This window comes from Mycobacterium sp. ACS1612 (genome assembly GCF_001667505.1).
Taxonomy (GTDB): Bacteria; Actinomycetota; Actinomycetes; order Mycobacteriales; family Mycobacteriaceae; genus Mycobacterium.
This window is the reverse complement of sequence record NZ_LZHZ01000066.1, coordinates 65,275-92,017: the sequence shown is the minus strand read 5'-3', so window position 1 is coordinate 92,017 and position 26,743 is coordinate 65,275. Positions and strand designations below refer to the sequence as shown.

At 65.4% G+C, this 26,743-nt stretch carries 27 protein-coding genes; 3 read left to right on the top strand and 24 right to left on the bottom strand.

The window, feature by feature from the left end; translation table 11 throughout:
* Positions 1 to 4 precede the first annotated feature (4 nt).
* The 19 genes from A5724_RS28470 to A5724_RS28380 form a co-directional block, all read right to left on the bottom strand.
* Positions 5 to 529 carry an Lrp/AsnC family transcriptional regulator gene (locus A5724_RS28470; RefSeq protein WP_067810218.1) on the bottom strand — a complete coding sequence of 175 codons (525 nt, stop codon included), beginning with the start codon at positions 527 to 529 and terminating at the stop codon, positions 5 to 7.
* A gap of 29 nt (positions 530 to 558) precedes the next feature.
* Positions 559 to 2,961, bottom strand: a complete 2,403-nt coding sequence (locus A5724_RS28465; protein ID WP_067810216.1) for a CoA transferase — start codon at positions 2,959 to 2,961, stop codon at positions 559 to 561.
* Positions 2,961 to 3,929, bottom strand: coding sequence for an enoyl-CoA hydratase/isomerase family protein (locus tag A5724_RS28460; protein ID WP_067810214.1), 969 nt, complete (start codon positions 3,927 to 3,929; stop codon positions 2,961 to 2,963). The genes A5724_RS28465 and A5724_RS28460 overlap by 1 nt, the downstream gene beginning before the upstream one ends.
* A gap of 10 nt (positions 3,930 to 3,939) precedes the next feature.
* A complete protein-coding gene (locus A5724_RS28455) occupies positions 3,940 to 5,055 on the bottom strand; it encodes a Xaa-Pro peptidase family protein (RefSeq protein ID WP_067810211.1) in 1,116 nt (371 codons plus the stop codon).
* The gene (locus tag A5724_RS28450; protein ID WP_067810209.1) at positions 5,045 to 6,280 is read right to left on the bottom strand and encodes a Xaa-Pro peptidase family protein; all 1,236 of its coding nucleotides are present in this window, start codon (positions 6,278 to 6,280) and stop codon (positions 5,045 to 5,047) included. The genes A5724_RS28455 and A5724_RS28450 overlap by 11 nt, the downstream gene beginning before the upstream one ends.
* Positions 6,277 to 7,449 carry an amidohydrolase family protein gene (locus tag A5724_RS28445; RefSeq protein ID WP_067810207.1) on the bottom strand — a complete coding sequence of 391 codons (1,173 nt, stop codon included), beginning with the start codon at positions 7,447 to 7,449 and terminating at the stop codon, positions 6,277 to 6,279. The genes A5724_RS28450 and A5724_RS28445 overlap by 4 nt, the downstream gene beginning before the upstream one ends.
* Positions 7,450 to 7,463: 14 nt before the next feature.
* A complete protein-coding gene (locus A5724_RS28440; protein WP_067810205.1) occupies positions 7,464 to 8,687 on the bottom strand; it encodes a cytochrome P450 in 1,224 nt (407 codons plus the stop codon).
* A 1-nt stretch (position 8,688) separates the two neighbouring features.
* Positions 8,689 to 8,883: a ferredoxin gene (locus A5724_RS28435; RefSeq protein ID WP_067810290.1), complete on the bottom strand. Its 195-nt coding sequence runs from the start codon at positions 8,881 to 8,883 to the stop codon at positions 8,689 to 8,691.
* Between the two features lies 1 nt (position 8,884).
* The gene (locus A5724_RS28430; RefSeq protein WP_082965328.1) at positions 8,885 to 9,595 is read right to left on the bottom strand and encodes a TetR family transcriptional regulator; all 711 of its coding nucleotides are present in this window, start codon (positions 9,593 to 9,595) and stop codon (positions 8,885 to 8,887) included.
* Complete coding sequence (locus A5724_RS28425; protein WP_067810196.1) at positions 9,592 to 10,392, bottom strand: SDR family NAD(P)-dependent oxidoreductase; 801 nt, start codon at positions 10,390 to 10,392, stop codon at positions 9,592 to 9,594. The genes A5724_RS28430 and A5724_RS28425 overlap by 4 nt, the downstream gene beginning before the upstream one ends.
* Positions 10,393 to 10,478: 86 nt before the next feature.
* Positions 10,479 to 11,330, bottom strand: a complete 852-nt coding sequence (locus A5724_RS28420) for an alpha/beta fold hydrolase (protein WP_067810194.1) — start codon at positions 11,328 to 11,330, stop codon at positions 10,479 to 10,481.
* The gene (locus tag A5724_RS28415) at positions 11,327 to 11,917 is read right to left on the bottom strand and encodes an NADPH-dependent FMN reductase (RefSeq protein ID WP_067810192.1); all 591 of its coding nucleotides are present in this window, start codon (positions 11,915 to 11,917) and stop codon (positions 11,327 to 11,329) included. The genes A5724_RS28420 and A5724_RS28415 overlap by 4 nt, the downstream gene beginning before the upstream one ends.
* Before the next feature lie 7 nt (positions 11,918 to 11,924).
* Complete coding sequence (locus A5724_RS28410; RefSeq protein WP_067810190.1) at positions 11,925 to 12,920, bottom strand: cyclase family protein; 996 nt, start codon at positions 12,918 to 12,920, stop codon at positions 11,925 to 11,927.
* Entirely contained in the window at positions 12,904 to 13,743 is an 840-nt protein-coding gene (locus tag A5724_RS28405; protein WP_067810188.1) for a coniferyl-alcohol dehydrogenase, read from the bottom strand. Before A5724_RS28405 ends, A5724_RS28410 begins: the two co-directional genes overlap by 17 nt.
* A gap of 12 nt (positions 13,744 to 13,755) precedes the next feature.
* Positions 13,756 to 15,099: an LLM class flavin-dependent oxidoreductase gene (locus A5724_RS28400; RefSeq protein ID WP_067810186.1), complete on the bottom strand. Its 1,344-nt coding sequence runs from the start codon at positions 15,097 to 15,099 to the stop codon at positions 13,756 to 13,758.
* Positions 15,096 to 16,841 (bottom strand): FAD-binding protein, encoded by a 1,746-nt coding sequence (locus A5724_RS28395; RefSeq protein WP_067810184.1) that lies wholly within the window; start codon positions 16,839 to 16,841, stop codon positions 15,096 to 15,098. Before A5724_RS28395 ends, A5724_RS28400 begins: the two co-directional genes overlap by 4 nt.
* Complete coding sequence (locus tag A5724_RS28390; RefSeq protein WP_067810182.1) at positions 16,834 to 17,754, bottom strand: 3-carboxyethylcatechol 2,3-dioxygenase; 921 nt, start codon at positions 17,752 to 17,754, stop codon at positions 16,834 to 16,836. Before A5724_RS28390 ends, A5724_RS28395 begins: the two co-directional genes overlap by 8 nt.
* On the bottom strand, positions 17,702 to 19,381 hold the full coding sequence (locus A5724_RS28385; RefSeq protein ID WP_067810180.1) for a bifunctional 3-(3-hydroxy-phenyl)propionate/3-hydroxycinnamic acid hydroxylase: 1,680 nt from the start codon (positions 19,379 to 19,381) through the stop codon (positions 17,702 to 17,704). Before A5724_RS28385 ends, A5724_RS28390 begins: the two co-directional genes overlap by 53 nt.
* A 2-nt stretch (positions 19,382 to 19,383) precedes the next feature.
* Entirely contained in the window at positions 19,384 to 20,247 is an 864-nt protein-coding gene (locus tag A5724_RS28380) for an alpha/beta fold hydrolase (protein ID WP_067810178.1), read from the bottom strand.
* A gap of 133 nt (positions 20,248 to 20,380) precedes the next feature.
* Here A5724_RS28380 and A5724_RS28375 point away from each other — a divergent pair, with 133 nt between their 5' ends.
* Both A5724_RS28375 and A5724_RS28370 read left to right on the top strand, forming a co-directional pair.
* A complete protein-coding gene (locus A5724_RS28375; RefSeq protein WP_067810176.1) occupies positions 20,381 to 21,076 on the top strand; it encodes an IclR family transcriptional regulator in 696 nt (231 codons plus the stop codon).
* A gap of 91 nt (positions 21,077 to 21,167) precedes the next feature.
* Positions 21,168 to 22,775: an FAD-dependent oxidoreductase gene (locus A5724_RS28370; RefSeq protein ID WP_067810172.1), complete on the top strand. Its 1,608-nt coding sequence runs from the start codon at positions 21,168 to 21,170 to the stop codon at positions 22,773 to 22,775.
* On the opposite strand, the gene A5724_RS28365 is transcribed toward A5724_RS28370, so the two are convergent.
* From A5724_RS28365 to A5724_RS28350, 4 genes are read right to left on the bottom strand one after another with little or no spacing between them, the layout of a single operon-like run.
* Positions 22,772 to 23,068, bottom strand: coding sequence for a cytochrome C oxidase subunit IV family protein (locus tag A5724_RS28365; RefSeq protein WP_067810170.1), 297 nt, complete (start codon positions 23,066 to 23,068; stop codon positions 22,772 to 22,774). The genes A5724_RS28370 and A5724_RS28365 overlap by 4 nt on opposite strands.
* Before the next feature lie 3 nt (positions 23,069 to 23,071).
* Entirely contained in the window at positions 23,072 to 23,671 is a 600-nt protein-coding gene (locus A5724_RS28360; protein WP_067810169.1) for a cytochrome c oxidase subunit 3, read from the bottom strand.
* Positions 23,668 to 24,462 (bottom strand): hypothetical protein, encoded by a 795-nt coding sequence (locus A5724_RS28355; RefSeq protein WP_067810167.1) that lies wholly within the window; start codon positions 24,460 to 24,462, stop codon positions 23,668 to 23,670. The genes A5724_RS28360 and A5724_RS28355 overlap by 4 nt, the downstream gene beginning before the upstream one ends.
* Positions 24,459 to 25,166 carry a hypothetical protein gene (locus A5724_RS28350; protein WP_067810164.1) on the bottom strand — a complete coding sequence of 236 codons (708 nt, stop codon included), beginning with the start codon at positions 25,164 to 25,166 and terminating at the stop codon, positions 24,459 to 24,461. Before A5724_RS28350 ends, A5724_RS28355 begins: the two co-directional genes overlap by 4 nt.
* Positions 25,167 to 25,261: 95 nt before the next feature.
* Between A5724_RS28350 and A5724_RS28345 the strand changes: the two genes are divergently transcribed.
* The gene (locus tag A5724_RS28345; RefSeq protein WP_067810162.1) at positions 25,262 to 25,849 is read left to right on the top strand and encodes a TetR/AcrR family transcriptional regulator; all 588 of its coding nucleotides are present in this window, start codon (positions 25,262 to 25,264) and stop codon (positions 25,847 to 25,849) included.
* Here A5724_RS28345 and meaB read toward each other — a convergent pair.
* A complete protein-coding gene (meaB, locus tag A5724_RS28340; protein WP_067810287.1) occupies positions 25,827 to 26,702 on the bottom strand; it encodes a methylmalonyl Co-A mutase-associated GTPase MeaB in 876 nt (291 codons plus the stop codon). The genes A5724_RS28345 and meaB overlap by 23 nt on opposite strands.
* Positions 26,703 to 26,743 lie beyond the last annotated feature (41 nt).

Genomic DNA, 26,743 nt, shown 5'->3' with positions numbered 1-26,743 from the left:
CGGACTACCACTCGAACGAGAACTTCTCGATCTTGAGGATCAGCGAGGTCTCCACCGCGGTGATGCCCTCCATCGCGCCGAGCACATCGGTGGTGAAGCTCAGCACGTGCGCCTGATCGGCGAAGAAGGCCTCGATGATGAGATCGAAACGGCCGGTTGAGTATCCGCAGTAGCGGACCTCGGGCAGCGCCGCGAGGTTTCGGCAGACGGTACGCAGACTGTGCAGTTCGGTGGAGATCCCGATGATCGCAGACAGGTTCAGTCCGGCCAGGCTCGGACTCGGTATCGCGACGACTTCGATGGCACCGGTGGACAACAGCCTTGCGATGCGTTTGCGGACGGTGGTCTCGGTGACGCCAATGGTTTTGGCGATGTCGACATTGCTGGCCCGTCCGTTTGCACACAGTAAGCGGATGATCTCACGGTCGGTTTCGTCGACAGTGGAAACCGAGACCTCGTCCGTGTCGGCGACCGCCGGATCCAGTGGGGACGTTCGACGGCGGGCCGGACGCTTTCCGCTTGCAGCCATGAGTCCATGATAGTTTGCCGCTTTTGCGTTCAGACGTTCGCGCCGCCCATTGCCGGCGCAGTGCCGATCACGCCCGCGGCGTCGAGATCGTCGATCTCCTGATCGCTTAGTCCCAGCTCCGACAGCACCTCTCGATTGTGCTGCCCGAGAAGTGGCGCGGGCCGCACATGGATCCGCTCCAACCCGCGCGTCGACCGGAACGGCAGCGTGCTGTGCGGTGTCGCCGCGTTCACCGGGTGCGCGACGTCCTCGAAGAAGCCGCGCGCGGCCAACTGCGGCAGCTCCGATTGCCGGTGCGGTTGCATGACCTTTGCGACCGGCACCCCGCGGCCCCACAGCGCCTCGACGATCTCGTCGCCGGTGCGAATGTCACACCATGCGTTCAGCTGCTCGTCGATCCGGTCGTGGTGTCGGCGCCTGCCGTCTGCCGTCGCCAGCGCGGGATCCGTCGCCCACTCCGGATCACCAAGCGCCGCAGACAATCCCGACCATTGGGCGGCGGTGGTGACCGCGACGGCGACCCAACAGTCCCGCCTGCCGAACTCGTCGATCTCGCTGGTGCGATAGAGATTCTGCGGCGCGGCCGTCGGCCCGCGGTTTCCGTCGCGCTGCAGTAGCGCGCCGTAGGCCGAGTGCTCGATCACCTGCTCGGCGGCGGCGTTGAGCGCGGCGTCCACCATCGCCGCCTCGATGTGCACGCCCTGACCGGTTCGGCGACGATGCTCGAGCGCGATCAGCATCGCGTTGAGCGCATGCACGCCCGCGTTGGGGTCGCCGACGGAATACGGTTCGTACGGGTTGTGGTCCGGATACCCGGTCAGCCAACTGATCCCGGACGCCGCCTCGATGACGTAGGCGAACGCCGAGTTGTCCCGCCACGGTCCGTCGAGGCCGAAGCCGGGCATCCGCAGCATGATCGCATCGGGCCGAACCGCCTGCACGGCAGCGAAATCCAGGCCCATCTGGTCGAGCACACGCGGGGTGAAGTTCTCGACGATGACGTCGCAGGTTTCGATCAGCCGCATCAGCAGTTCGCGGCCCGCGGCGCTCTGCAGGTCGAGCGTCAGCCCCTTCTTGTTGGTGTTGAGCCCGGAGAAGATCGGCGACTTCTCCCACCACTGGTCCTCGGTGACCGGGATGCCCGCGATCAACCGGGTGCCGTCCGGGCGCCGCGTCGACTCGACATGGATCACCTCGGCGCCCAGCATGGCGAGCATGTGGGTGCACGACGGCCCGGCCCAGAACGTCGTCATGTCGACAACGCGCAACCCCTCGAACGGCAACGCCGTAACGGACATTTGGGCGCGATTTCGGGCCTTTTTTCGACTCGTTTGTCCGTTTCGGCGGTACTGGTCGGTGTGCTCGCCGAGTCGCGGCGCCGGTTGTGGCGCTCGCAGCACGTCCGGCGTGGTGCGATACGGCGGCGCCGGTTGGGTGAATCCATCGCGCGGATTGCGCACGAAGGACTTGCGCTCGACGAAGTGGTCGAGGGATTCGACATTGGCGCCGTTGGCGACCGGCGCGTTGGGGATCCTGAACGCGGTCGCGAGATCGCGGATCTCGTCGACGGTCTTGCTCTCGACCCAGGCGTACAGTTCGTCGGCCTTCTCGTTGGCCTGTTCGGTGATCGACAGCGGCGACTCCTCGTCGATCCAGTCCTGATGGCCGGTCATCGCGCACAGATCGAACCACTGCTGCGCGGTCCCGCAGCCGATGTCGATCAGACCGTCCTTGGCCCGCGCAATACCGGGCACGGTGAGCCGGCGCGCGTCACGCCACGGCCTGCCGAGCATCTCGAAGTAGCTCACCGGATAATAGGTGAGGCCGAGGATCTGGGTCTCGAGCATCGACAGGTCGATCAATTCAGCGGCGCCACGCATCCTCGATGCTAACGTCGCGGCGCTGGCATACGCGCCCGCGAGGTACTCGCCGACCTGACCGCCGACGAAAACCGGTGCGCGGTCAGCCGATCCGCGCCCGAGCCCGACGATGCCGCCCGACCACGCCTGCAGGGTGAACTCGGTGGCGGGCCGGTCCGCCCACGGCCCGTCCAGACCGAACGGCGTGATGGACGTGACGGTCAGGTGCGGATGCGCGCGGCGGATTTCAGCGGGTGGCAACGCGTCAGCGACCGCCGAACCCCGCGACCACACCACCGCGTCAGCGTCGGCGAGCAACTCATTGACGAAGTCCAGGTCGGTGTCGACGTCCGCGACGACGCTGCGCTTCGAACAGGCCAGGAAGCTGAACAGTGCGCCACCGTCACCCGATCGAATGTCGGCGCCCGAGGCCGACCAACGGCGCAGCGGATCACCTTGGGGCGTCTCCACTTTGATGATCTCGGCGCCACCGTCGGCCAGCAGCTTGGTGCAGTACGCGCCAGCGATGCCGCTGGAGAGGTCGACGACGATGAAACCGTCGAGCGCCGTCACTAGCTCTTCTTCTTGCGGTTCGACTTACTCAACCGGAACTCGGGCGGGAACTTGCTGTCGTTGTCGTTGACGGCGTCGGCCAGTCCGCTGTCGATGGCGTCCATCATGTCGAGGTCTTCGGTGTCGTCGTTCGCGACACCGCTGCCCATCGACTCGAAGAACGCGGACAACAGACTGCCCATGTACTCGCCCTGGTGCTGCTTGTAGATCTCGAAGAACATCTTCTGCTGAAAGACGGTGTCAACGGGCCGGTTTCGCGCGCAGGCCCGCGCGTACTTGTCGACCTCCGCCTCGAGCTGATCCCGCGGTACCACCTTGTTGAGGAAATTGCAGTCATACATCTCGGCGGCCGTAAAGGGCCGTCCGGTGAACACCATCTCCTGGAACTTCCGCAGGCCCATCATCTGCACCCACGTCCACATCCGCGGGCCCCAGCCGTAATAGCGGAACGACGGATGACCGAAAAGAGCGTCCTCGGACGAGATCACCAGATCCGCGTCGGCGCACTGGTAGAAGTGCCAGCCGTAGCAGTAGCCCTTGGCTTCGACGATGCTGATCTTCTTGAGTTCCTGCAGCGGCCGGTTACCTGCCTGCACGTTCGCATACCAGGCGCTGATGGTTGCCCCGCTGCGGAACGTCCCCGCAGGCGGATAGCTGACCTCGCCGACGCCCTCGTCCTCCAGCCGTAGTTCGGCCAGCCGGAGATCCGTGTCGTCGTAGCCCTCCATGAATTCCGGCAGATCGGCGCCGCTGCCGAGGTTGTCTCCGACGCCTCGAATCACCACGACTTTGACGTCGTTGTCGACGGTCGCGGCGCGAAGCAGATCCGCGTACCGCAACCTAGCCATCGAGGTGGGCGCATTGAGGTACTCGGGACGGTTGAAGGTGATCGTGGCGATCTTGGTCTTCGGATCCTTCTCGTAGAGAATGATCTCTTCGGGCTTGGGACGACTTTTACTGTCTGCCATCAGAACTCCTTCAGCTGACTGCCGCGCTGGCGCGATCGCCCCACGACGGACTCGACGTCAACAGCTCCGGGCCGTCCGGCGCGATGAGCACTGCCTCGCGCCCGAACACCGCACCCAACCCGTCCTGCCACACGTAACCGGTGACCGACAGCACCATTCCTGGGTCCAGGATTTCCTGCGTCGCGGTGGCGCGCAGTGGCGGCACCACGACGGGTGGGTCGAATCCCAGCCCCAGGCCATGGGCGACCGGCATGGGCGGCAGCGGCTCACCGGCGTCCTCATACGCCTTGAGCAGGTCCACCGCGGGCCGACCGGGTTGGCATGCCGCCGCGAGCCTGTCCCACAAGGCATTCCACCGGTCGTACAGAGCCGACGGATCGACCTCGCCGACCGGCCACGTCCGACCCACCTCGCCGACATAGCCGTCGCGCAGGACGCCTGCCGAGAAGGCCACCAGATCGCCGCTTTGAATCCGCCCACCGGCGCGCCGCGACGTGATCCACACACCTTCCTGCGTGGCGGGCGTACTCACCCCGCCCGCGGCCTGTGCCTCCAGCAGAATTGCCGTCAAGTCCTTTGCGGTGGCGCCCACCGCAACCGCGCCGACCGCAGCGGCCAGGGATTCCTCGGCGATTTGCAACGCCCCGCGCAGCGCGATCACCTCTTCCGGCGTCTTGATCCGCCGTGCGGTGCGCATGGCCAGTTCACCGTCGACGAACTCGGCGTTCGGGAACGCCAGCGGAAGCAGCTTGGCGAATGACGGTGTGAGCGCGTCGGTTCCGACCCGACGCGCGGTCGAGGCGCCGGGGATTGCCTTGAGCACCTCGATCAAGGTCATCGGGTTCCACGCCAATCCGTAGAGGTTCTCGTGTGGGATGTCGTCAGGCATCCCCTCGTCCCATGTGCTGTTCAAGTGGATGTCTCTGCTCGAGCGCACGACCGTGCAGATCGGCCCGAATGGCCTGGTACCTGCGACCCACAACTGCGGCGCGCCGGAGAAGTACCGGACGTTGGCCTGCCTGCCGAGCACCAGCACATCGAGGTCGTGCGCTTCCATCTGGGCGAAGGCGCGTTCGCGCCGACCGATTCGCAATGCCCGTTCGTCGGGCACGATTTCAGTCGCCATAGGGGGCATACGGGTAGTTGGTCAACGGCACGTAGCCGTCCTCGGTGATCACCACAATCTCCTCGCTTCGATAGCCGCCGGTGCCGTCCTCCCAGACCACCGGCTCGAGCACCAGCACCATGCCGGCCGGGAAGACGAAGTTGTCGTCGAATTCCTCGCCGAGATCCGTTCCGATCATCGGCATTTCGGCCGCATTGGTGCCGATGCCGTGGCCCAGGTAGAAGTGCGGCAGCCACGGCTTCTGACCGCCGTTGGCGGCGATCGCGGCACGCGCCAGGTCGCCAGACGTCGCACCCGCCTTGGTCACCTTCAGCACCGCGTCGAGGATGCTGCGCCACTTCCGGAACTGGTCCTGCTGGCGTTCGGACGGTGTTTCGCCCACCAACCAGGTCCGGCCGAAGTCCGAGCAGAACCCCGTATAGGTGATGCTGACGTCCGTCCACAACACGTCACCCTTGACCAATTCGCGCTCCGTGGTCAGCAGCGGAAGCGCGAGGTCGCCGTGTGTGGTCCAGGTGCCCTCGGCCTTGGTGGCAGGCATGACCTGCCAGATCGGCTCCAGCATGCTCGCGGTGGCGCCGAGTTCGAACGCGCGCCGGACGAATTCCGCCGACAGGTCGATCTGGCGGACACCGGGGGCCAGGGCCTTCTGCACGTCGACGGCCGCCTCGTCGGTGATGCGGCACGCCCGGCGGATACACGAGATCTGATCGGCCGTCTTCACCAGTTTGGCCGCACCCACGACAGGTGCGGCGTCTACCGGTGGGCCGCCGGGGAACAACCGGTCCGCCGCTCGGCGCATCGCGCCGGTCAGTTCATCGACGCCGACCGTCGCCGCTGCCGGGATGAGCTCGGCCAGTACCCGGGCGAAATGCTCCACCCCCTCGTCGAATTCGAGGTACAGCGGCGGATACAGGTGATCGGACGGCACCTCAGTCTCCGATGCGTCACCACCCCGCTGCGGCATGAACAGGTGTGGATGCTCGTCGTCGGCCAGCACGATCGCGACGGGGCGTTCGACGTGGGACAGCCCCGCATCCAGCAGCGGCCAGCTTGCGCCGGTGGCATACACCACGCTGCCGTTGCCGAGCAGGATCAGCGCGTCGACCCCGTTGTCCGCCATTGCTGCCCGTAGCCGGGCGCCGCTTTCGCGGTACATCCGGTTGCGGTCGGGCGATTTCGGAATATCGAGCGCGGAGGTGACCGCGGTCAGGGATGCGGTCATCCGTCGAGTCCCAGGAACTTCTTGATGTTCGTGCTGACGATTTTGGCCGCATTCTGAGGGCCCACGGCGTCGACGACGGCCGCCAGCGACTTCTCCGAGTAGCCGAAGGTGCTTTCGTTGTGCGGATAGTCCGACGACCAGAACACGTTGTCGACACCGATCCGGTCGATCAACCGCAGACCGAGCGGGTCCACCATGAAAGACGCCGCCATGTGGTTGTCCCAGTAGTACTCGACACCGTGGGCGAGTTCGTGGTTGAACATGTGCCGGTACGAGGCCAGCATGTGCTCGGCGTCCTGCAACGCCGTTGGCACCCAGGCGATGCCGCCTTCGAACCAGCCGATCTTCAGGCTCGGATGGCGATCCAGGATGCCGGAGAACACGTACTTGGCGAACTGCTCGCGGAACGAGTCGACGTTGATCATCATGCCGACGACGACGCTGTTGTTCTCGCAGGGGGTCTTCGGCGGGGTCTCGCCGATGTGGTGGGTCACCGGCAGTCCCGCCGCCTCGATCTCATCCCAGACCGCATCCATCGACGTACCGCCGTAGTCGTAGACGTTGCCTTCGTCGTCCTTGCCGGGATTCAGCGGCAGCAGGAACGTCTTGAGCCCCAACGCCTTCAGCTCTTCGAGCGTGCTTCTGGTGCCCTTCGGGTCCCACCAGTTGATCAGCCCGACACCGTAGAAGTGGCCGTTCGACCGCTCCTGCAGGTCGGCCATGTACTCGTTGTAGATGCGGAACACGCGTTCGCGCAGCGCCTTGTCCGGGTAGTGGAACAGCGCCAGCACGGCGTTCGGGAACGCCAACTCCTTGTCGATGCCGTCCTCGGCGAGTTCCTGGATGCGCGCCTCGATGTTGTTGGATGCGGCGCCCGCGAGGTCGTCGTACTGCATCAGCACGCGGCCGAAGTCGCCACCGACCCACGACTTGCCCTTCATGCCGACCATGTACGCGCCGTCCTCGTACCAGATACGTGGCGCTTGACCCTTCAGGTCGTCGGGGAATCGTTCGAAGAAGATGTCGTCGGCCACCGAGATGTGGTTGTCGGCCGAGAAGATCTCGGTGCCTTCGGGGAGTCCGACGGACACCCCGGCCGCGTGTCCTCTGCGGTTCTTGGGTGCGCCCCAGCCCTCGGCGGGATAGAGGGTGGCTGTTTGAGTTGACATGGTCGACGCTCCAATCACCAGGTAACGGGAAGTTCGTAAACGCCGTACGCGAGGCGGTCGTGCTTGAACGGCACCTCGTCGGACGGGATGGCAAGACGCAGCGTCGGAATGCGCCGCAGCAGCGTGTGAAAGACGATCTGAAGCTCAGCGCGGGCGAGTTGCTGGCCGACACACTGATGGCGGCCGTAGCCGAAGCCCAACTGCTGGCCCGCGTCGCGGGTCAGGTCGAGCTTGTCCGGTTCGGGATAGGCGCTGGCATCCCAATTCGCCGGAGCGAGGTCCAAGATGATGCCCTCGCCGGCGCGAATGGTCTCACCACCGATCACGATGTCCTCGATGGCCACCCGGCGCTGCCCGTTCTGGATGATCGACAGGTAGCGCATCAGCTCTTCGACGGCGTTGGCGATGAACTTCGGATCGTTGGAATCACGAAGCAGCGCAGCCTGTTGCGGAATCTCCAGCAGCGCCAGCACCCCGATACCGATCATGTTGGCGGTGGTCTCGTGCCCGGCAATCAGCAGGCCGGTGCCCAGTTGCGCGGCTTCCTTGACGTCGATCTCGCCCGCGTTGACGCGGTCGGCCAGATCCGACACGGCGTCCTCCGACGGGTTTTCCATCTTCTTCTTGACCAGATCGATCAGGTAGCCGGCCAGGCTCATCGCGCCCTTCTGGCCGTCTTCCGCGGTGGCGTAGCGGGCCAGTCCGACGTTGGCGTGATGCTGGAAGAACTCGTGGTCTTCGTATGGCACGCCGAGCATTTCGCTGATCACCCGGGTAGGCACGGGCAGCGCCAGCTTGGCGACGATATCGGCGGGTTGCGGTCCGGCCAGGATGGCGTCGATGCACTCGTCGGTGACCTCCTGGATGGCGGGGCGCAGACCCTCGACGCGTTTGAAGGTGAACGGCTTGGACAGCATCCGCCGGAACCGGGTGTGCTCCTCGGCGTCGGAGGTGAACACCGAACGCGGCCGCTTGTACACCGTCGAGAGCATGTGCTCGTTCCAGTGCGGGAAACCCTCGCGGCGATCGTCGACACTGACCCGCGAGTCGGCGAACAACGCCCGCGCCACCTCGTGTCCGGTGACCAGCCACGGCGTGCTGCCGTCCCAGATGCGTACCCGCGACAGTGGCTTTTCCGCACCCATCTCGAGTACCTGCGGCGGCGGTGCGAACGGGCAGCGCGCGTCGCGGTCCATCGGGTATTCGGGGATGTCCAACTGGGTCAAGGTTTCCGACATGTCATTCCTCGATGTCGATGGCCATGGCGGGGCAGGCCGCCGCTGCCTTTCGGGCGTTCTCGGCCTGATCGCCAGGCGGGTTGGCGGACAAGAGGATCACGACGCCGTCGTCGTCACGCTGGTCGAACACTTCGCTCGCGTTCAGCACGCATTGGCCCGATGAGACGCACTTGTCCTGGTCGACAGTCACTTTCACGTCAGTCATGCTCCGTGACGGGTGCGCACCACAGTCCGACGATCGCGTCGATCAGGCCGGATCCGACGGCGTTCCAACTCATCCGGGGAACGTCGGCGCCTTCGGCGAAAGCGCGCTCGAAGTCGGCGCAGGTGTGCATCATCAGGTTGCGCGCCATGATGTTGCGCTCGGCGACCACGGCCATCGGCAGGTTCGGCAGACACCGGGTGATGCCATCGACGACCCGCGCCAGCGACGGCGAGGCAAGCGCGTCCTTGGTCACGATCTTGTGATACGCGGGGTCGGCCATCACCTGAGCGGCGAACCGTGCGTACCACGTCGGGTTGCCGAGTCGCGCCAGGTGTTCGGTGAACGACTGCACCAGACACGCGATCCAGTCGCGCAACTCCGTCGAGTCACCGGTCTCGGCGACCATCGAGTCGAGCAGTCCCTCGATCGACGCGCGGTGCTTCTGCTCGATGGCCCGCACCAGGTCGGTCTTCGTCCCGAAGTGGTAGCCGACCGCGGCGTTGTTTCCTTGTCCCGCCGCCTCGCTGACCTGCCGGTTCGATACTGCGTAGACGCCGTGCTCGGCGTACAGGCGCTCGGCGGCCTTCAGTATCGCTTCTTGGGTGGAGCTGGCCCGATCGGCGCGCACGGTCCTGGCAATGGTCACCTGCCTAGTCAATCCCGTAGCCCGCCTTAAGTCAAGCGACTGATTTAAACACGTCACTTGCGCCGGATCACCTTGCCCGCGACGGTGCCGCCGTCGATCGGCAATACCGTGCCGGTGACGTACCGCGACCGGTCCGTGGCGAAGTAGAGCGCGGCTTCGGCGACGTCTTCGGCGGTGCCCTCGCGTTTGAGTGGGCGGTCGGCGCGCATCTGGGCGCGGATTTTCTCTTCGAACTCCGCCAGCTTTTCGCGATCCTCCCCCGCCGCCGACTTGCGCACGATCGCGGTGCGGATGTTGCCTGGTGCGATGGCGTTGACCCGAATCTCGTAGTGCGCCAATTCGATTGCGGCCGACTTGGTGAACTGGATGACCGCCGCTTTCGATGCCCGGTAGGACATCACGCCGCCGCCTGCTTGGATGCCCCCGATCGAGGTGATGTTGATGATCGACCCGCCGCCGTGTTCCGACATGTGTCGTGCGGCGTCGCGGGTGCCCGCCATCACGGCGCCCACGTTGATCGCCATCACCTTGTGGAAGTCGGCGAGGTCGTCGTCTATGAAGCTTCGGTGCATGGTGCCCGAGATGCCGGCGTTGTTGACCATCACGTGCAGGCCGCCGTAACTCTCGACCGCCGTCGACACCAGCCTCCCGACCTGGTCGAAGTCGGCGACGTCGGCCTCGACGAACAAGGCGTTGTCGCCCAACTCAGCCGCCAGCGCTCTACCGCTGTCGACGTCGACGTCGCCGATGACGACCTTGGCGCCCTCCGCGGCGAACCGTCGCACCAGCCCTTCCCCGAGGCCCGACGCACCGCCGGTCACGACAGCGACCTCGCCCGCCAGTTCGTCGCCCATACCGCCGACTCCTTACGCCGAAATGCACGTTTTGTACGGAAAGGTCGAGTAGAAGGGTGCAAAAGGTGCATTTCGACACGACATGTTCAGCCCCATGACGCAGGCACCTTTCGTTGCACCTCGTTCAGGAAGTCCACCAGCACGTGGTTTACCACCGATGGTTGCTCAATCTGCGGGCAGTGACCGGCTTTTGGCACCACACAGGATCGGCCGCCGGGGATCTTGGCTGCGATCTCCGCCGCCCACCCCGGCGCAAGGAGTTTGTCGCACCCTCCTTCCACCGCCAGCGTGGGTACCGCGATGCGGTGGTACGGCCGGTCACTCGACGGCAGTGCAGGCGGCTCCAATCCTGGTCGCCGGAATCGCGCGGCCGCGAGCGCTTCCCATGCGCCCGGTGCGATGCTCGACTCGTAGCGCCGCCGGACGTAGGCGTCGTCGGCGGGGTAGGCGGGGTCGTAGAACAGCGCCTCGACGATGCGCCGCATCCCGGAAAGCGTTGCGTCGTAGTCGTAGAGCGCGGCGGAGTGCTCGTTGCGTTGGATCTCGCCGCCACCGCAGATCATCACCAGGGTGCGTGCGGGCAGCAGCGGGGTGTCCGAGGTGGCGTCGACGAACAGGTTCACCGCGCCCATCGAGTTGCCGACGAAATGTGCCGACTCGATGCCGACCGCATCGCAGAACCGCGCGATGTGCCTGATCCGCATGCCGCGGCCGTCATTGAAGTCGATCACCTTCGCCGAACCGCCGAAACCGAGCATGTCCAACGCGAACACACGGTGGTGTGCGGCGACTGCGGCGATGTTGCGTTCCCACCCGATCTCCGCGCTGACGCCGAACTCACCGCCGTGTAGCAGTACGACCGGATCGCCCTGTCCCGCTTCGAGATACGCGGTGACCAGTCCGTCGACAAGGATGGTCTTGCGGGAGTAGTCGGTCACGCCGTTTCCCAGGCGGCGCGAGCGAACGCCAGCAGTTGAGTGGCAAGCATGTCCAGTTGGCCCTGCACACCTGTGTCGGCGAGCCGACCGACGTCATCCCATATCTGGTCGGCCGAATTGATCGCGACGCCGAGCGGGGTGGGCCATGCGCGCAGGGCGTGGCCGATGCTGCGCAATTGACCGAGCGTTCCGACCGCCGCCTGCCATCCGTAAGCGCAACTGATACAACCCCACGGCGTGTTGTCCAGGTAGACCCGTGGGTCGTCGCGCAGATCCTCGATGTAGTCCAGCGCGTTCTTCACCAATCCGGACACCGCGCCGTGGTAGCCGGGTGAGCCGACGACGACCGCGTCGGCATCGCGCAATGCGCTGACCAATTCGAGCGCCTTCGGCGTGCGCTTCAGTTCATGCGGCGCGTACATCGGCAGGTCGAGGTCGGGTCCGGCGAAGAACGTCGTCCGCCCGCCCTGTCGTTCGACGGCCTCCAGGCAGTACCGCAGCGCGCGCTCGGTGGACGAGTTGGCCCGCAGCGTCCCGCCGAGACCGACGACCAGTGGCGCGCCGCCTGTGGTTGTGCTCGTAGTCATGTCCTACCTACTTGATTGCGATGGGGTTTACCGGGGAGCCGACGGCGCCGACGACGCGCAACGGGGGTGCGATCAGCTGGAATTCGTACACGCCGTCATTGGCGCAGTCGGCCACCAACTCGGTGAGGTTCCAGTACTCGCCGAGCATCAGGCCCATGTCGCGCAGACACAGCATGTGCATTGGCAGGAAGGTGCCCTCGACGCCGTTGCCCGGGTCGGGGTCCTCCACCATCAGGTTGTCGGCGGCGACCGCGGCCACCTGGTTGTCGTGCAGCCAGGACGCGCAGGTCCAGTGCAGACCCGACCCCGGTTCAGCGCCGTCGCCGGTGGCGCAGAACCGGGTCCACCAACCAGTGTGCACCACCACGATGTCGCCTTGGCCGACAGTCACCCCCTGCGCCTTGGCGATGTCGTCGAGTTCTGCTGGGGTGACCGGGTTTCCGGGTTCGAGGAACACGTCAGCGCCGCGGTGACGGACCGCGTCGAGCAGTACGCCACGCGAGATGATGCCTTTGCCGTCGACCTTGTCGATGCCGCAGTGGTAGGCCCCGAAGCTGGTCACCGAGTCCGCGGGGAAACCGTTGTAGAGCTTGTCCTCGTAGTAGACGTGAGACAGCGCATCCCACTGCGTGGCGGCCTGTAACGGCATCACGATCATGTCGTCGTTGAACCGGAACGGGTTGTCCACGAAGAACTCGCTGACTTGATGCGCCACCGAATTGCGCAGCCATTGTGGCCCGAATTCGGCCAGCGTGTTCGCGTCACCGCCGTCGACGGTCATCACGTGCGTGGGGTTTTGCCGGAACTGGAAGGCGCCCTGAGGGCCGCCCGAACCGAAGTCGCCGCCGAGCGAGACGACCTTGCCGCTCTTGACCAGCGCGGCCGCCTGCTGAACCTTCTCGGCGGTGATGAAGTTCAGCGTGCCGAGTTCGTCGGCGTCACCCCAACGGCCCCAGTTGCGGACGTCGTCTGCGACGCGGCGAAAGTCACTCAGGCTGGCCATGTTCTGCTCTTCGCTCGTCGGTCACGTCACCGAACACCCTTTCCGCCACCGAACCACCGTCCACCCAGATCACTTGACCACTGATGTAGCGCGCCGCATCGCTGTTGAGGAACACCAGCACACTGGCTTGTTCGTCCGGGCCTGCGACGCGACCGAGCGGCGTCTGGAAGGAGTCGAGAAACTCCTGCCCATACGCCGAGCGCAGTTGATCGAGGATCGGGGTATCGGTGACACCCGGGCCGGTGCAGTTGATCCGAATTCCTTTGGCGCCCAACGCAGCGACGTTGGCCATGCCGTAGAGGATCAGCGCCTCCTTCGACAGCCGATAGCCGCCGCCGTAGGCGACCGGCCCGGGATTGCACCGACACCACTCGATCCCGTCAGCCATGGACGCGGTGTCGAGCAAGCCGACCGTGTCGACGGCATTCTCGCGAAACGTGGAGGCCGCCAACGACGACACATTCGCGATCGCCGACCCCGGCGGCATTCTGGGCACCATCGCCTCGATGAAGTGCCGGGTGCCGAGGAAGTTGATGGTCACCACCCGCAGCGGGTCCTTGATCCCGGACGACACGCCCGCGATGTTGAACAGCGCGTTGACCGGTCCGTCGATGGCTTCCGCTGCCCTGTCGATGGCCGCCGCATCGCCGAGATCGACCTCGTGGAACTCCTTGAGCTGCAATGCGGGGCGTTTCACGTCCAGCCCGACGACCTCGGCGCCGAGTTCGGTGAGCTGACGCGCGACGTGCGCACCGATGCCCGACGCGCAGCCAGTGACGACGGCGCGCTTACCGTCGTAGCGCCAGAGTTCGTCGATGCTCACTTCTTGTCGGCCCTAGTCTTCACTGCTCCTCGCGTCCGCAGAAGGATTCCGACTCGTCCATCCTTCCCCCGACTTCAGCTTCGCCGCAGCGGCTTCGATGCCAGCATTCATCTCGTCCATCGCCAACGACACTTCGTTGGCGGTGTAGTTCTCACGGCCGGTGGGCAGTCCGCCGAATGCGTACGTCTCGTCGAACGCGGGCGCATTGGATGCCGGCCTGCGGGCCTCGGCCTTCTCCAGGATCGGCTCCATGCGCTTGGCCTTCTCGGCGGCCGACTTCTCGTGGCGCTCGATGAACTCGGGCAGCACCTCTTTGCCCATCAACTCGATCGACTCCATCGTCTCCTCGTGACGACGTGGGGTCAGCAGCAGAATCAGTTCGTCGACGCCGCTGTCCTCGTACCCGCGCAGGAATTCGCGTACGGTCGCCGGGCTGCCGATCGGGCCACGGTCCGGGCCGTAGACGATGCTCGGATCCTTTTCGATCTCTTCGAGGTGCCGCTGCCACACTCCGGTCCGGCCCGGGGTGTGCATGCCGGTCATGTAGTAGTGCATGATGCCGAACGCGAAGAAGCCGCCGCCCTTGCCGAGACGCTCGATGGCCTGCTCGTCGGTGGGGGCCACCATCATCGACAGGTCGCCGCCGATCGCGAGGATGTTCGGGTTCATCTGGGGCGTGACGGGCACCGCGCTCTCTTCGAACTCCTTGTAGTAGCCGTTCACCCGCTCGGCCAGCGGGCCGGGGCCGGTGTAGGCGAAACTCAGTGCGCCAAGGCCTTTCTGCGCGGCCATCGAGACCGACGCCGGTCGGGTGCACGCAACCCACACGGGCGGGTGCGGCTTCTGCAGCGGCTTGGGAACCACGTTGCGCGGCGGCATTTCGACGTGCTCGCCCTTGAAGCCGGTGAACGGTTCCTCGATCATGCAGCGGATCGAGACTTCCAGCGCCTCTTCCCACATCTTGCGCTTGTCGGCGGGGTCGATGCCGAAGCCGCCCAACTCGCCAACCGAGGAGGACTCACCGGTGCCGAACTCCACCCGGCCGTTGGAGAGCAGGTCGAGTGTCGACACGCGCTCGGCTACGCGGGCGGGATGGTTTACGGCGGGCGGGAGATGCATGATGCCGAAGCCGAGCCGAATGTCCTTGGTGCGCTGGCTCGCTGCAGCGAGGAAGATCTCGGGCGCGGTCGAGTGACAGTACTCTTCGAGGAAGTGGTGCTCGGTCAGCCACACTGTCGAGAAGCCCGCCTTGTCTGCGGCTTCCACCTCGTCGAGTCCGTCCTGGAAGAGCGTGTGCTCGTCGTCGGGCGCCCACGGCCGAGGCAGCGGAAACTCGTAGAACAAAGAAATCTTCACTTGCTTCCTCCTTGGAAGATCGAGCGGTCTTGATGATTGCTCTCGGTTGTGCTTGCGATGTGGTTGGCGGCCACGTAGCCGAATGTCATAGCAGGCCCGATGGTTGCGCCCGCCCCCGCGTAACTGCGTCCCATCACGGCCGCCGACGCGTTGCCCACCGCGTACAGGCCTTTGACGATGCTGTCGTCCTCGCGGAGCACCCGCGCGTATTCGTCGGTGCGCAGCCCGCCCGATGTGCCCAGGTCGCCGAGGATGATCTGAAACGCGTAATACGGCGGCTTGCCGAGCGGAAACAAGTTCGGATTCGGCAGCGTCGGGTCGCCGTAGTAGTTGTCGTAGGCGCTGTGGCCGCGGTTGAAGTCGTCGTCGTGGCCCTTGTGCGCCAACTGGTTGAACCGCTCGGCGGTGGCTCGCAGGTTGTCCGCGGGCACCCCGATCTTCGCCGCGAGTTCCTCGAAGCTGTTGGCTTCCTTGACCACACCGGATTCCAGCCACGCCTTCGGCACCTTCCACCCGGTGGGCACCGGTGCGAACGGAATCTTCGGGATCGGCAGGTGGCCTGCGACGACGTAGCGGTGGAACGACCGAATGTCGGTGATCAGCCAGCACGGGATGTGGGTGACCCCGGAGCGCTGACCGTCGATCATCGCGTGGGCGAAATCCATATAGGGCGCCGCCTCGTTGATGAACCGCTTCCCGTCGCCGTTGACGACGAACTGTGACGGCATCATGCGTTCGTTGAGCATGAACTGCAGACGGCCGTCCGGCCAGCAGATGGCGGGGAACCACCACGCCTCGTCGAGCAGATCGGTCGCGCCGCCCACCTTCTCCCCCGCCCGGATACCGTCGCCCGTTGCCGCGGGGTTTCCGAAGCTCCAGTCCTTTTCGAGCACCGGCAGGTGCTGGCGACGCCAGGTCATGTCGTGGTCGAATCCGCCGCTGGCCAGGATCACGCCGCGGCGCGCGCAGATGCGAAGCTGTCCGCCGTCCCGTTCGACCACCGCACCGATCACGCTGCCGTCGACATCGGTGATCAGTTCGGTCATCGGCGCGTTCAGCCACAGCGGAATGTCCTGCTGTTTGAGCGCCAGGCGCAGGCGGGCGGCCAACGACTGGCCGATGGCCGCCATCCGGTCACCGAACACCCGGGCCCGGAACATCCGCCAGATCAGTTTGACCAGTACCGCTTTGCCACGCCAGTTCTGCCGAACCTGATAGAACAGCCGAAGATCCTTGGGGGCGAACCAGATTCCCTTCGGCGCAAGAGCCAGCGGCCGCAGCAGATGCTGCTCCTGGTCGCCGAGCTTACGCAGGTCGATTGCGGGAACGTTGATGGTGCTGCCAAGTTCCGAGCCGCCAGGCAACTCGGGGTAATAGTCGGCGTAGCCCGGCTTCCAGACGAACTCGAACCACGGGCTGAGCTTCTCGAGGAACTCCATCATCGCCGGCGCGCTGTCGACGTACTGCCGCAACCGCGCGTCGCTGACCAAACCGCCGGTGATCCGCTTGAGATACTCGAAGACGCCGTCGGGGTCGGGGACGTAGCCCGCCTTGCGCTGGCTCGGGGCACCCGGCACCCAGATACCGCCACCGGACAGCGCCGTGGACCCGCCGAACTGCGGCGACTTCTCCACGACGAGGGTGTCCAGACCCGAGGCGTCGGCGGCGAGCGCGGCCGTCATGCCGCCCCCGCCGGACCCGACCACCAGGACGTCGACGGTGTGGTCAAACGCCTCAGACATCCAGCACCGCCGTTCGGATCGCGAACCCCGCGATCAATTCGGGTGCGGCCCGGTAGAAGCGGTCCTTCGTCGCGTACCGGCCGTGCGCGGTCAGCGCGCCGAATGCCGCCACCCAGGTGCGGATTTCGTGGGCCGAGTGGCCGGCCTCCTTCTCGATCCAGCTGTTCGACCACGCGTCGACGTCGGCGAGTCGGTTGGCGTCGAGCAACTCGAGGAATGCGTGATCCCAGTCCGGGTTGAGCGGCTGAAGTGGACCCTGCCCGTCGGCGAACTCGCGCGCGGCCTCCATCACCGCGACCTGACGGGCCTGCCGCTGCTCCGGTGTCATCGGCTGGCCGTACACGATCCGGTCAAGTGCCGCGGGCGGCGCGGTCGCCAGCGTAGGCACCGGCGGATCATGGGACAGCCCACCGGATCCGACGAGCAACACGCGCTTGCCGAGGGTGGCCACATACGTGCCGACGGCGGCACCCAGCGCACGCACCCTTCGCAGCGGCCCCAGCGGCGTCGCGACCGAGTTGATGAAGATCGGGATCACCGGCCGCGCGGCCGCGTCGCCGAACAGCTTCTGCAACGGCTGCACCGTGCCGTGGTCGACGTCCATGCTGGCCGAGATCGCCACGTCGACGCCGGATTCCAGTACAGCTTTGGCGCATTCGGTCGCGATGTCCTCCGGCACGTCGAGTGGGCCAGCGTATGTCCCGTAGTCGCCGACGCCTCGGGCCGCGGTGCCGATGCAGAACGGTGGCATCGTCCGGTAGAAGAACCCGTTGTAGTGGTCCGGGGAGAAGGTGACGACGAGTTCGGGGTCGTAGGCGGCGACGAAGTCACGCGCCCTGGCGAGCGCGGACTCGATGTCGTCAAGGAGATCCTGCGACGGTCCCGGAAGATTCAGCAGTGGGCTGTGCGACATACAGCAGAGGGCGAGTGGCACCGTTACCTCCTCCCGGGGTCAGACAGAGAACTTCGAACAGCGATTCGGACACGTCGGCAGCGCGTTGGGCGATGCACGCTGCCGCGATGCAGCGGTCGGGCCGAAGGAACAGCACGGAATCGGTGTAGGTGTCGAACCACGACTTCAGCGCACCGGTGCGGTCGCCGACGATCACCACGTCGGGGTCGTCGTGTCCTGTCCAGTGCAGCTGCGTCATCGGCCGTGCGGAAACAAATGTGGCTCCCAACGCTTTCCACCGGCCGAACACCTCGTCGCCGAGGAACGCGCGGGGATTGTTGCTCCAACACAGCACGGCGAACCCCGGGCCGAGCACGTCGTCGAGCAGGACGTTCTGCGCGTCGCGGGTGTCGACCCGCGGCTGGATGAACAACGTGCCCGTCGGCGACGTCTCCCCTCCCGTGTGGAACACCGCGCCCTCCTGGTAGCGCGGCATCGGCTTGAACCGCATCTCGAGGATGTACCGCTTGAGCGTGGGCACCACCGAAGCGGCGTGGATGACACGGTCACGCAGCGCGGCCACCCGCCGGTTCGTCGGCGAAATGACACGCCCCACAAGGGTGGACAGATCGATCATGGCGCGGGCGTGCTTGCGGCGTTCGACGTCATAGGTGTCGAGCAGCCCATCCCCGGCGTGCCCGTTGACCACCGCCGCCAGCTTCCAGCCCAAGTTGGCCGCATCGCGGATACCGCTGTTGTAGCCCTGACCCTGCCACACCGGCATCAGATGCGCGGCGTCGCCGGCCAGCATCAGCCTGCCCTTGCGGAACGCCCCAGCGATGCGGGAATGGTGGGTGTAGACCCGGTGCCGGATGATGTCGACACGCTCCGGATGGGGTACCAGTTGCGAGAGCATGCGCCTGACGAACGCTGGATCCTCGGCCATCTCGTCGGACTCGTCGGCGTGAATCATGAACTCGAAGCGCCGAATTCCGTGCGCGATCGAGATCGAGACGTACGGCCGCGCCGGGTCGGCACCCACTTCACTGTTGGGATGACCGAGCGGGTCATTGGCGCAGTCGATGACCAGCCAGCGCGTCGACGATGTGGTGCCGTCGAACGACACCCCCATCAGATGGCGTGTGACGCTTCGGCCGCCGTCGCACCCGACGACGTACCTTGCCCGCACGGGCTCACTGCCATCCGCGAATCCGACGGTCACGCCGCCGTCGTCTTCGGAGTTTTCCCTGCAGGACTCCAACCGCCTGTTCCACAACACCTCGACGTGGTCGAATCGGTCCAAGCCGGAGAGCAGTTCGGCGTCGACCATCGGCTGCACGAACCCGTTGCGCTTCGGCCATCCGAACCGCGCATCGGGTGGCGCCATCTCCGCGAGCAGTCGGCGGTTGGCGTCGAAGAACCGCAGGATCTGGTTGGGCACGGTGTGCGGCAGGATGCGGTCGACCAGACCGATCGACTGGAAGGTGCGAATGGCTTCGTCGTCGAGTCCGACGCCGCGGGGGTAGTCGATCAACGACGGCCGTTCGTCGATCACCAGGGTCTGAACACCCTGCAGCCCAAGGATGTTGGCCAGCGTCAGGCCGACCGGCCCGGCCCCGACGATGACGACGTCCGCCTGGTTACTCATCCTCAGCGCCCCAACAGGAAGTCGAGATGCAGTGCGTTGAATGTCTTGGGGTCCTCGTACTGGGGCCAGTGCCCACAGCCCGGCATGACCTCGAACCGGGCGCCCGGGATCATCGACGCGATGCGACGGCCTTCCTCGACGTCGGCCGTGGGGTCGTCACTGGTCCACACCACCAGGGTCGGTGCGGTAATCGAGCCGTACTCGGCGGGGCCCAGCAGATTTCGCGCCCGGATCTCCGGATCCTGCAGCGCCATGATGTCTTTCATCGCTGCGGCGAACCCCGGCTGCCGGTAGACGCGTTGCCTGCTCGCGACGATGTCGTCGTAACCCTTGGACTTGTCGGCCATCAGCCACTTGATCCGGGCCTGCACGGTCTCCCACGTCGGGTCCTCCGCGGCGGCCATCGACAACGTGATGATCCGCTTCATCACCTCGGGGTCCGCTTGTGAACCGCCCGCGGTATTGAGCACCAGTCGGTCGATCCGGTCCGGGTGGTCGACGGCGGCGCGCGCGGCGACCCAGCCGCCGAGTGACTCGCCGCTGATGTGCGCACGCTCGGCGCCGATCGCGTAGAGGAACGCCATCAAGTGGTCGACGTAGTGGTGCACCTCCAGCGGGTGGCCGGGCTTGTCGGTGTAGCCGTGGCCGAGCATGTCGATCGACCAGGTGGAGAAGTGCTCGGCGTGGGCCTCCAGATTGCGCACATACGCCTCGGCGTGCCCGCCCGACCCGTGCAAGAACACCAGTGCAGGGTTCGCCGGTTCACCGGCATGCAGGTAGCGGGTGCGGACTCCGCCCGCGTCGAGGAACCCCTGCGAGAACGGGACGCCCTGCAGGTCACTCCACACGCTCTCGTGCTCCGCCACTCGTCAGCCTCTCTTGACTTTGAGAATGTGATTCTCGTAATTTGTAAGCACTCTGCTCATTTATCGCACAATCATGTGCACTATAGTCAGAGCATCACTCTCGCGGACTGAATCTGTCAAGGAAGGGGCCGCCATGGTCTCCGAGGGCCAATCGCCCAACGGTGCGCCAGGCTCGCAGACCCTGGCCAGAGGGTTGGCCGCGCTGCAACTGGTCGCCACCGCGCGAACTGGTTTGACGGTTCAGCAGGTCGCCGACGACATCGGCGTGCACCGCACGATCGCGTACCGGTTGCTCAACACACTCGCGCAGTTCCGCATGGTGGCCAAGGGCGAAGACGGCCGGTACCGGTCCGGCACCGGACTGGCCGTGTTGGGGGCGTCGTTCGACAACAATGTGCGGCAGTTGAGCGTGCCGACACTGCGCAAACTGGCCGACGAACTCGGCACGACGGTGTCGCTACTGGTCGCCGAGGGTGATCAGCAGGTGGCTATCGCGGTGATCGTGCCGAGCAAGGTCTTTTATCAACTGTCGTTTCACGAGGGCAGTAGATATCCGCTGGAACGCGGCGCTGCGGGGATCGCGCTGCTCGCCAGCATGCCGCCGCGGCCGGGCGAACGGGATTTGGTTCCTCTTGCCCGTCAACAAGGTTGGGTGATCACCCACGGTGAGGTCGAGCCCAACACGTACGGGCTCGCGGTGCCGGTGCGGCGTAAGCCGCCTTCACCGCCGACGTGCATCAACCTGATCTCGCATCGTGAGGACGTCGTCATCGACGGTCGAGATGCGGTGCTCACGGCCGCCGACGAACTATCCGCAATTCTCAGTTGAAGGGGGCGTCGAACGTGAGCTCATGTACGAAATCTCGGAGATTTTTCAAGAACCAGCTCACGTTCGGCATGCGTAACGAAGGGAGTCCAATGTGAACGACTGGGACGCCGACTTCGACGTGGTCGTGCTGGGCAGCGGCGGCGCGGGATTGACGGCTGCGCTGACCGCGGCGAGCAGCGGGGTTTCGGTCGAGGTATTCGAGAAAGCGGCGACCGTTGGTGGTACGACGGCGGTTTCCGGTGGCATCGTGTGGATTCCGGCGCATTCGCGTTCGGCCGACGGTGAGTTGCCGGTCGAGGACGCGGTGGCGTATTTGCGTGCGCAGTCGCTCGGCTACATGGACGACGAGCTGATGCAGACGTTTGTCAGAACCGGCGCCGAGATGCTGGATTACGTTGAGACACACAGCGAGTTGCAGTTCGAGATCGCTGAAGGCTTCCCCGATTACAAGCCTGAGCTACCCGGCGGTCGGCCTGGCGGCGGTCGGTCGCTGAACGCCAAGCCGTTCAATCTGGCACGGTTGGGCGACTGGCGCGACCGGATCACGTCGTTCCCAGCCGACTTCAGCAACGTCGGTATCGACGCGGAGACCAGGGCCCGTATCCACGCGGCGGTCGACAGCGAGTCCGGTGACTATTGCGTGGCCGGCACGGCGCTGGTCGCCGGGCTGCTCAAGGGCCTGCTCGACGTCGGCGTGGCGCCGAAGACCAATGCCCGCGCCGTCGAGTTGTTCGCCGACGACGACGGCGGCGTCATGGGCGTGCGAATCCAGCGGGACGGCAAAGATATTCGCGTGCGGGCCCGCCGCGGCGTGGTGCTCGCCACCGGAGGGTTCGAGTGGGACAAGCAGCTGGTCGAGGCCTATCTGCGCGGTCCGATGCGTGGCGCGGTGTCACCGCCGAATAACACCGGCGACGGGTTGCGCATGGCGATGGCACACGGCGCCGACCTGGCGAACATGGGGGAAGCGTGGTGGGTGCCCATCGTGCAGTTGCCGGACGACACATTCCAGGGACATCCCCGCAGTCGCAGCGTGCGCCTGGAGCGGACCCGGCCGCGGAGCATCATCGTCAACCGGGCGGGCAAGCGGTTCCTCAACGAGGCGGGTGAATACAATTCGATGGCGGGCCCGTTCCAGTACCTCGACCCTCGCCACGGGTATGCCAACGACCCGGCGTGGATCGTCTTCGACTCACTGCATCTGAAGCGGTACGGCTTCCTCGGCGTGCTGCCCGGCGAGGAAGCTCCGGACTGGTTCTCACCGAGTGCCGATCTCGCCGAACTCGGCGCCAAGACCGGTATCGACCCCGACGGCCTCGCGCGCACGCTGGCGGCGTGGAACGACAACGCCGCGCACGAAACCGATCCCGACTTCGGCCGCGGCTCGAGTGCTTACGACGGCTATTGGGGCGACGACAAGGCCGCCACCCCGGCAGGCAAGACGCTGGGCCCCATCGACACGGCGCCCTACTATGCGGTGCCGGTGTCGATCGGCGCAATGGGCACCAAGGGTGGTCCGCGCACCGACCGCGACGGCAGGGTCCTACACGTGAACGGCTCGGCCATCCCGGGTCTGTTCGCCGCGGGCAATGCGATGGCAGGCGCTACCGGGAAGGCCTACGGCGGTGCCGGTGGAACGCTGGGCCCGGCAATGGTATTCGGCTACCGCGCGGGCCTGGCGGCGGCCACCAGGGTCTAGCCCACCACTGCCGAGCCGATGAAGTAGCTGCCCAACAGGCACACCGCCATCAGCACCACCCAGCCGTCGGTGAGGCGGCGCAACAACCCCGGGGCATGCCGCACTTCCATGAACTCCTGGAAGATGATGCGCACCTTCACCAAAGCGATGACTATCGCGCTGACCGTGACGACGGTGCTGGCCTTCAGCATCCCGTCGTCGTCGCTCGAGCGGTCCAACCACACGTAGGCCAGCGTCATCACGGTGAGCACCAGCCAGACGACGGCCAGCCTCTTGTTGAATGTTCCACTCACCGGTCACCTCACCACGTAGATCAACGCGAAGATCAACACCCACAGGAAATCGACCGTGTGCCAATAGGTTGCGCACGTCTCCACCAGCTGCTGCGAGCGCCGCGCAGGGCTCCACAACTGGTACACGGCGACACCCATCACGATGAAGCCGATCAGCAGATGGATGAGGTGGATCGACGTCAGGAAGAAGAAGTGCTCGAAGAACTCGTTCTCGGTGAACGTGTGTCCGAGCCGGATCTCCTGGGACCACTCGATCACCTTGGACACCAGGAATGCCACACCTAGACCGATAGTCAGAAACGCATCCCGCAAAGCACCGCGATACGCGCCCTCGCGAGACGCTTGGACACACCTTGCGATCGCCCAGGAACTCAGCAGCATCACAATGGTGTTGAAGATCCCGAAACGCAGGTCGAGCGCGGCTTGCGACTGCAGGTACAGGTCGCGATTCTGGATGCGACCGATGAGGTAAACCGAGAAGTATCCGGTGAACAGCAGCGATTCGAACAGGACGAACACCCACATGTCCGGCTGACCCGGCACGAACCGCCCCTGCTCGCGGTCGACCTGGTCCGTCGAAGAGTCTTCCCGGAGATTCGTCATTGCAGTGCTCCCACCGAATCCGCCTGACTGCGTTCCGCTTTGGCGGGTGGATCAGGCAACGGACCGGCGCCGAAGTCCTCACGTTCGATCATCTTGCGCAGCAGCACGATGAAGCACGCCGTGTAGGTGACGAACACCACCATGTTGATCCACCACGCGATCGCTCCGTTCCAGGCGAAGACACCGCGTTGGAAAATCCACGCCGGCGCGACGACGACCTCGGTCAGCGCGTTGCACAGCCCCAGGTAGCCGAACCATTTCGGAAACACCCCGTTCTTGTCGATCAGGATGGCGACCAGCCAGACCACCGAGCCGATCATGAACACGCCCATGGTGCCGCTGAACGACAGGAACGCGAAGTCGAACAGCCAGTGGATGAGTTCGGGGTCGCGATCAGGCCGCAGGGCGCCGACCGTCATCGCGATAGCCATCACCAGCATGCCGGGAATCGCGCTGAGCGAGTACATGATCAGGTACGAGTACCCGAACACCCTGCTGACCGACATGCGCCGCATCGAGTACGCCAGAAGCGCGTTCATCGGCGCACACATACCCGAGATGAGAAACACCACACCGAATCCGGCAAGAATTCCGTGGTGACGCGCATCAAACCACTGCACGACCATCGGGGTGCTCCAGGCTGGGCTCGGAGGTGGTTGAACGCGGGTGACAAGAAAGAACAGCACCCCGTAGAGCTGATAGAAGACCACCATCACCCACCACGCGAACCACAACTCCCGCTTGGGATGATGGCGGAAGTTCCACCACAAGCGGCTCAGCGGTGCATTCATGCGGCGACCGGTTCCTCGAGGTGTCGACGCAGAATCTGCTGTCCGAGAACGACTCCCATCACCACGATCCACGCGGCGATCGCGATGTTCTTCACCCAGAAGGACAGCAGGCCGTCCCACGCCAACGGCCCGGTGACGGCCAGTGCGGTGAATGCGGCAGGCGCCAGCGCGACCGCGATCAACACATTGAAGTGCGCCACCCACACCCTGAAAACAGGTTGCTCCTGGCGGTCCCAGTAAATGGCCAGCGCAAGCAGCAGGCACTGCGCGATCAAGTACGGAACCAATACGGTGAACGTCACCCATGCGAGGTCGTTGAGCAACTGAGTCAACTCCGGGGACCGCTCCGGCCGGAACGCGCCGAGGAGCCAGAACATGTTGGCGATCAAGAACAGACACGGCGGGCCGCCTGCGCAGGCGATCAAGCTGTAGGACAGGATCGGCGTGCGGTGCGCCATCCGCCGCACCTGCATCGCCAACAGGATGACTGTGGGGATCAGGCCGACGCCGAACCAATTGAACAAGATCATGCTGTACCGGATCCGCGCAGTTTCGTCGCGGTAGAACTCGGCCACCGCGTCCGCCGACAGCGTCGGGGACATCGGGTGCAGGAAGCCGGGAAACAGGAAGAACGCGGCTATCCAGATGATCGCGATCGCGGGCAACGTCCAGAACAGAAGCAACTCGCCGTCAGGGCGTCTCATCGTCGAACCTCTTCAGCTAGCTCGGTTGCCGATCGGCAACTTCGACGGTAGCCGATCGGCAACCGAGCGGTCAATTCTCGGCTACCCTCGTCGCTGTGACGTCGACACAGGAGAGCAGGTTCAGTGCCATCACGCGCACGGCAGCTCAAACCCGCGTGCTCGACGCGGCGCTGAAACTGATCTCCGAGTACGGCGTCAGCGGAACATCGCTGCAGATGATCGCCGACGAGATGGGCGTGACCAAGGCCGCCGTCTACCGGCAGTTCAAGACGAAGGAAGAGATCGTCATCGCGATCACCGAACGGGAGATGAGCAAGCTCGAAGACGCGGTCGAGGCCGCAGAAGCGCAGGGGCACCCCTTACGAGCGCGGGAAGTGTTGCTGGACAGGATGATCGAGCAGGCGATCGAACGTCGCGGCGAGTTCAGCGTTCCGCTGTTCGATCCGGTCATCATCCGACTGCAAGCCGAATACGAACCGTTCCAACGGTTCATCGAACGCCTCTACGCCGCGCTGCTGGGCACCGAGGCCGGAGTGGAGGCACGGCTGCATGCGGCGATGCTGTCCAGTGCGATCAGCGTGGCGGTGATGCACCCACTGCTCGCCGACGTCGACGGCGAGACGCTGCGTGCGCATTTGAAGGAGATGACGCGCCGGATGCTCAATCTGCCTGCTTCGGATTGATCAATTGTTCCGCGACGGTATACGGATCGTCGCTGCCCTCGGCCACGAGTTTCGCGAGCCGGTCCAGATCTGGATGAGTTCGCAACTGGGTCTGCGCCAACGACAAGATTTGCGCCCGCGCCCGCGCGATCCGCCGCTGGAGGCTGTCGGCCCGGTGATGTTCCTCGATGGCATCGACCAGTTCGGGCACGCCGTCACCTTGTGCGGCAATGAGTTTGAGGATCGGCGCCGTGGTCTCGGCGCGCAGGTCGCGGACCGTCTGGTCGGCGCCGTCCCTGTCGGCCTTGTTCACCACCACGATGTCGGCCACCTCGAGCAGCCCCGCCTTCGCGGCCTGAACCGCGTCGCCCGCGCCGGGATTCAAGATGACGACGGTCGGATCGGCAACGGCTGCGATCTCGATCTCCGACTGCCCGACCCCGACGGTCTCCAGCACGATCAAGTCGTAGGACAGTGCGGACAGTAGTCGTATCGCGGCGGGCACCGCCGCGGCAAGCCCGCCGAGGTGGCCGCGTGTGGCGACGGACCGGATGAGGACTCCGGAGTCGTTGATATGAGCGGCCATTCGGATGCGATCGCCCAGCAGCGCTCCCCCGCTGTACGGGGACGACGGGTCGACCGCGAGCACCGCCACCCGCATGTCGCGGCCGCGGTAGGCGCCAACCAACGCCCCAACTGTCGTTGACTTACCTGCGCCCGGGGGACCCGTCACGCCGACGATACGCGGCCGCGGCGTCGGCCCGAGCGCGTCGAGCACGTCGGCGCGGCGTTCGCCTTCGACCAGAGTGAGCAGCCGACCGGCCGCCCTAGCCGATCCGCCGCGCGCCGCCTCGATGAGCTCGTCGATGGTCATCGGTGTCAGTTTAAGGAGCCGGCACCTCGATGACTGTGGCC

Bases quoted from the DNA above. Each gene is read 5' to 3' on its own strand.
- A5724_RS28470 (WP_067810218.1), bottom strand. From the start codon at position 529: ATGGCTGCAAGCGGAAAGCGTCCGGCCCGCCGTCGAACGTCCCCACTG.
- A5724_RS28355 (WP_067810167.1), bottom strand. From the start codon at position 24,462: ATGAATGCACCGCTGAGCCGCTTGTGGTGGAACTTCCGCCATCATCCC.
- meaB (WP_067810287.1), bottom strand. From the start codon at position 26,702: ATGACCATCGACGAGCTCATCGAGGCGGCGCGCGGCGGATCGGCTAGG.
- A5724_RS28395 (WP_067810184.1), bottom strand. From the start codon at position 16,841: ATGTCTGAGGCGTTTGACCACACCGTCGACGTCCTGGTGGTCGGGTCC.
- A5724_RS28440 (WP_067810205.1), bottom strand. From the start codon at position 8,687: ATGTCGGAAACCTTGACCCAGTTGGACATCCCCGAATACCCGATGGAC.
- A5724_RS28360 (WP_067810169.1), bottom strand. From the start codon at position 23,671: ATGACGAATCTCCGGGAAGACTCTTCGACGGACCAGGTCGACCGCGAG.
- A5724_RS28450 (WP_067810209.1), bottom strand. From the start codon at position 6,280: ATGACCGCATCCCTGACCGCGGTCACCTCCGCGCTCGATATTCCGAAA.
- A5724_RS28415 (WP_067810192.1), bottom strand. From the start codon at position 11,917: ATGACTACGAGCACAACCACAGGCGGCGCGCCACTGGTCGTCGGTCTC.
- A5724_RS28390 (WP_067810182.1), bottom strand. From the start codon at position 17,754: ATGTCGCACAGCCCACTGCTGAATCTTCCGGGACCGTCGCAGGATCTC.
- A5724_RS28410 (WP_067810190.1), bottom strand. From the start codon at position 12,920: ATGGCCAGCCTGAGTGACTTTCGCCGCGTCGCAGACGACGTCCGCAAC.
- A5724_RS28425 (WP_067810196.1), bottom strand. From the start codon at position 10,392: ATGGGCGACGAACTGGCGGGCGAGGTCGCTGTCGTGACCGGCGGTGCG.
- A5724_RS28460 (WP_067810214.1), bottom strand. From the start codon at position 3,929: ATGGCAGACAGTAAAAGTCGTCCCAAGCCCGAAGAGATCATTCTCTAC.
- A5724_RS28455 (WP_067810211.1), bottom strand. From the start codon at position 5,055: ATGGCGACTGAAATCGTGCCCGACGAACGGGCATTGCGAATCGGTCGG.
- A5724_RS28350 (WP_067810164.1), bottom strand. From the start codon at position 25,166: ATGAGACGCCCTGACGGCGAGTTGCTTCTGTTCTGGACGTTGCCCGCG.
- A5724_RS28385 (WP_067810180.1), bottom strand. From the start codon at position 19,381: ATGAGTAACCAGGCGGACGTCGTCATCGTCGGGGCCGGGCCGGTCGGC.
- A5724_RS28445 (WP_067810207.1), bottom strand. From the start codon at position 7,449: ATGTCAACTCAAACAGCCACCCTCTATCCCGCCGAGGGCTGGGGCGCA.
- A5724_RS28375 (WP_067810176.1), top strand. From the start codon at position 20,381: ATGGTCTCCGAGGGCCAATCGCCCAACGGTGCGCCAGGCTCGCAGACC.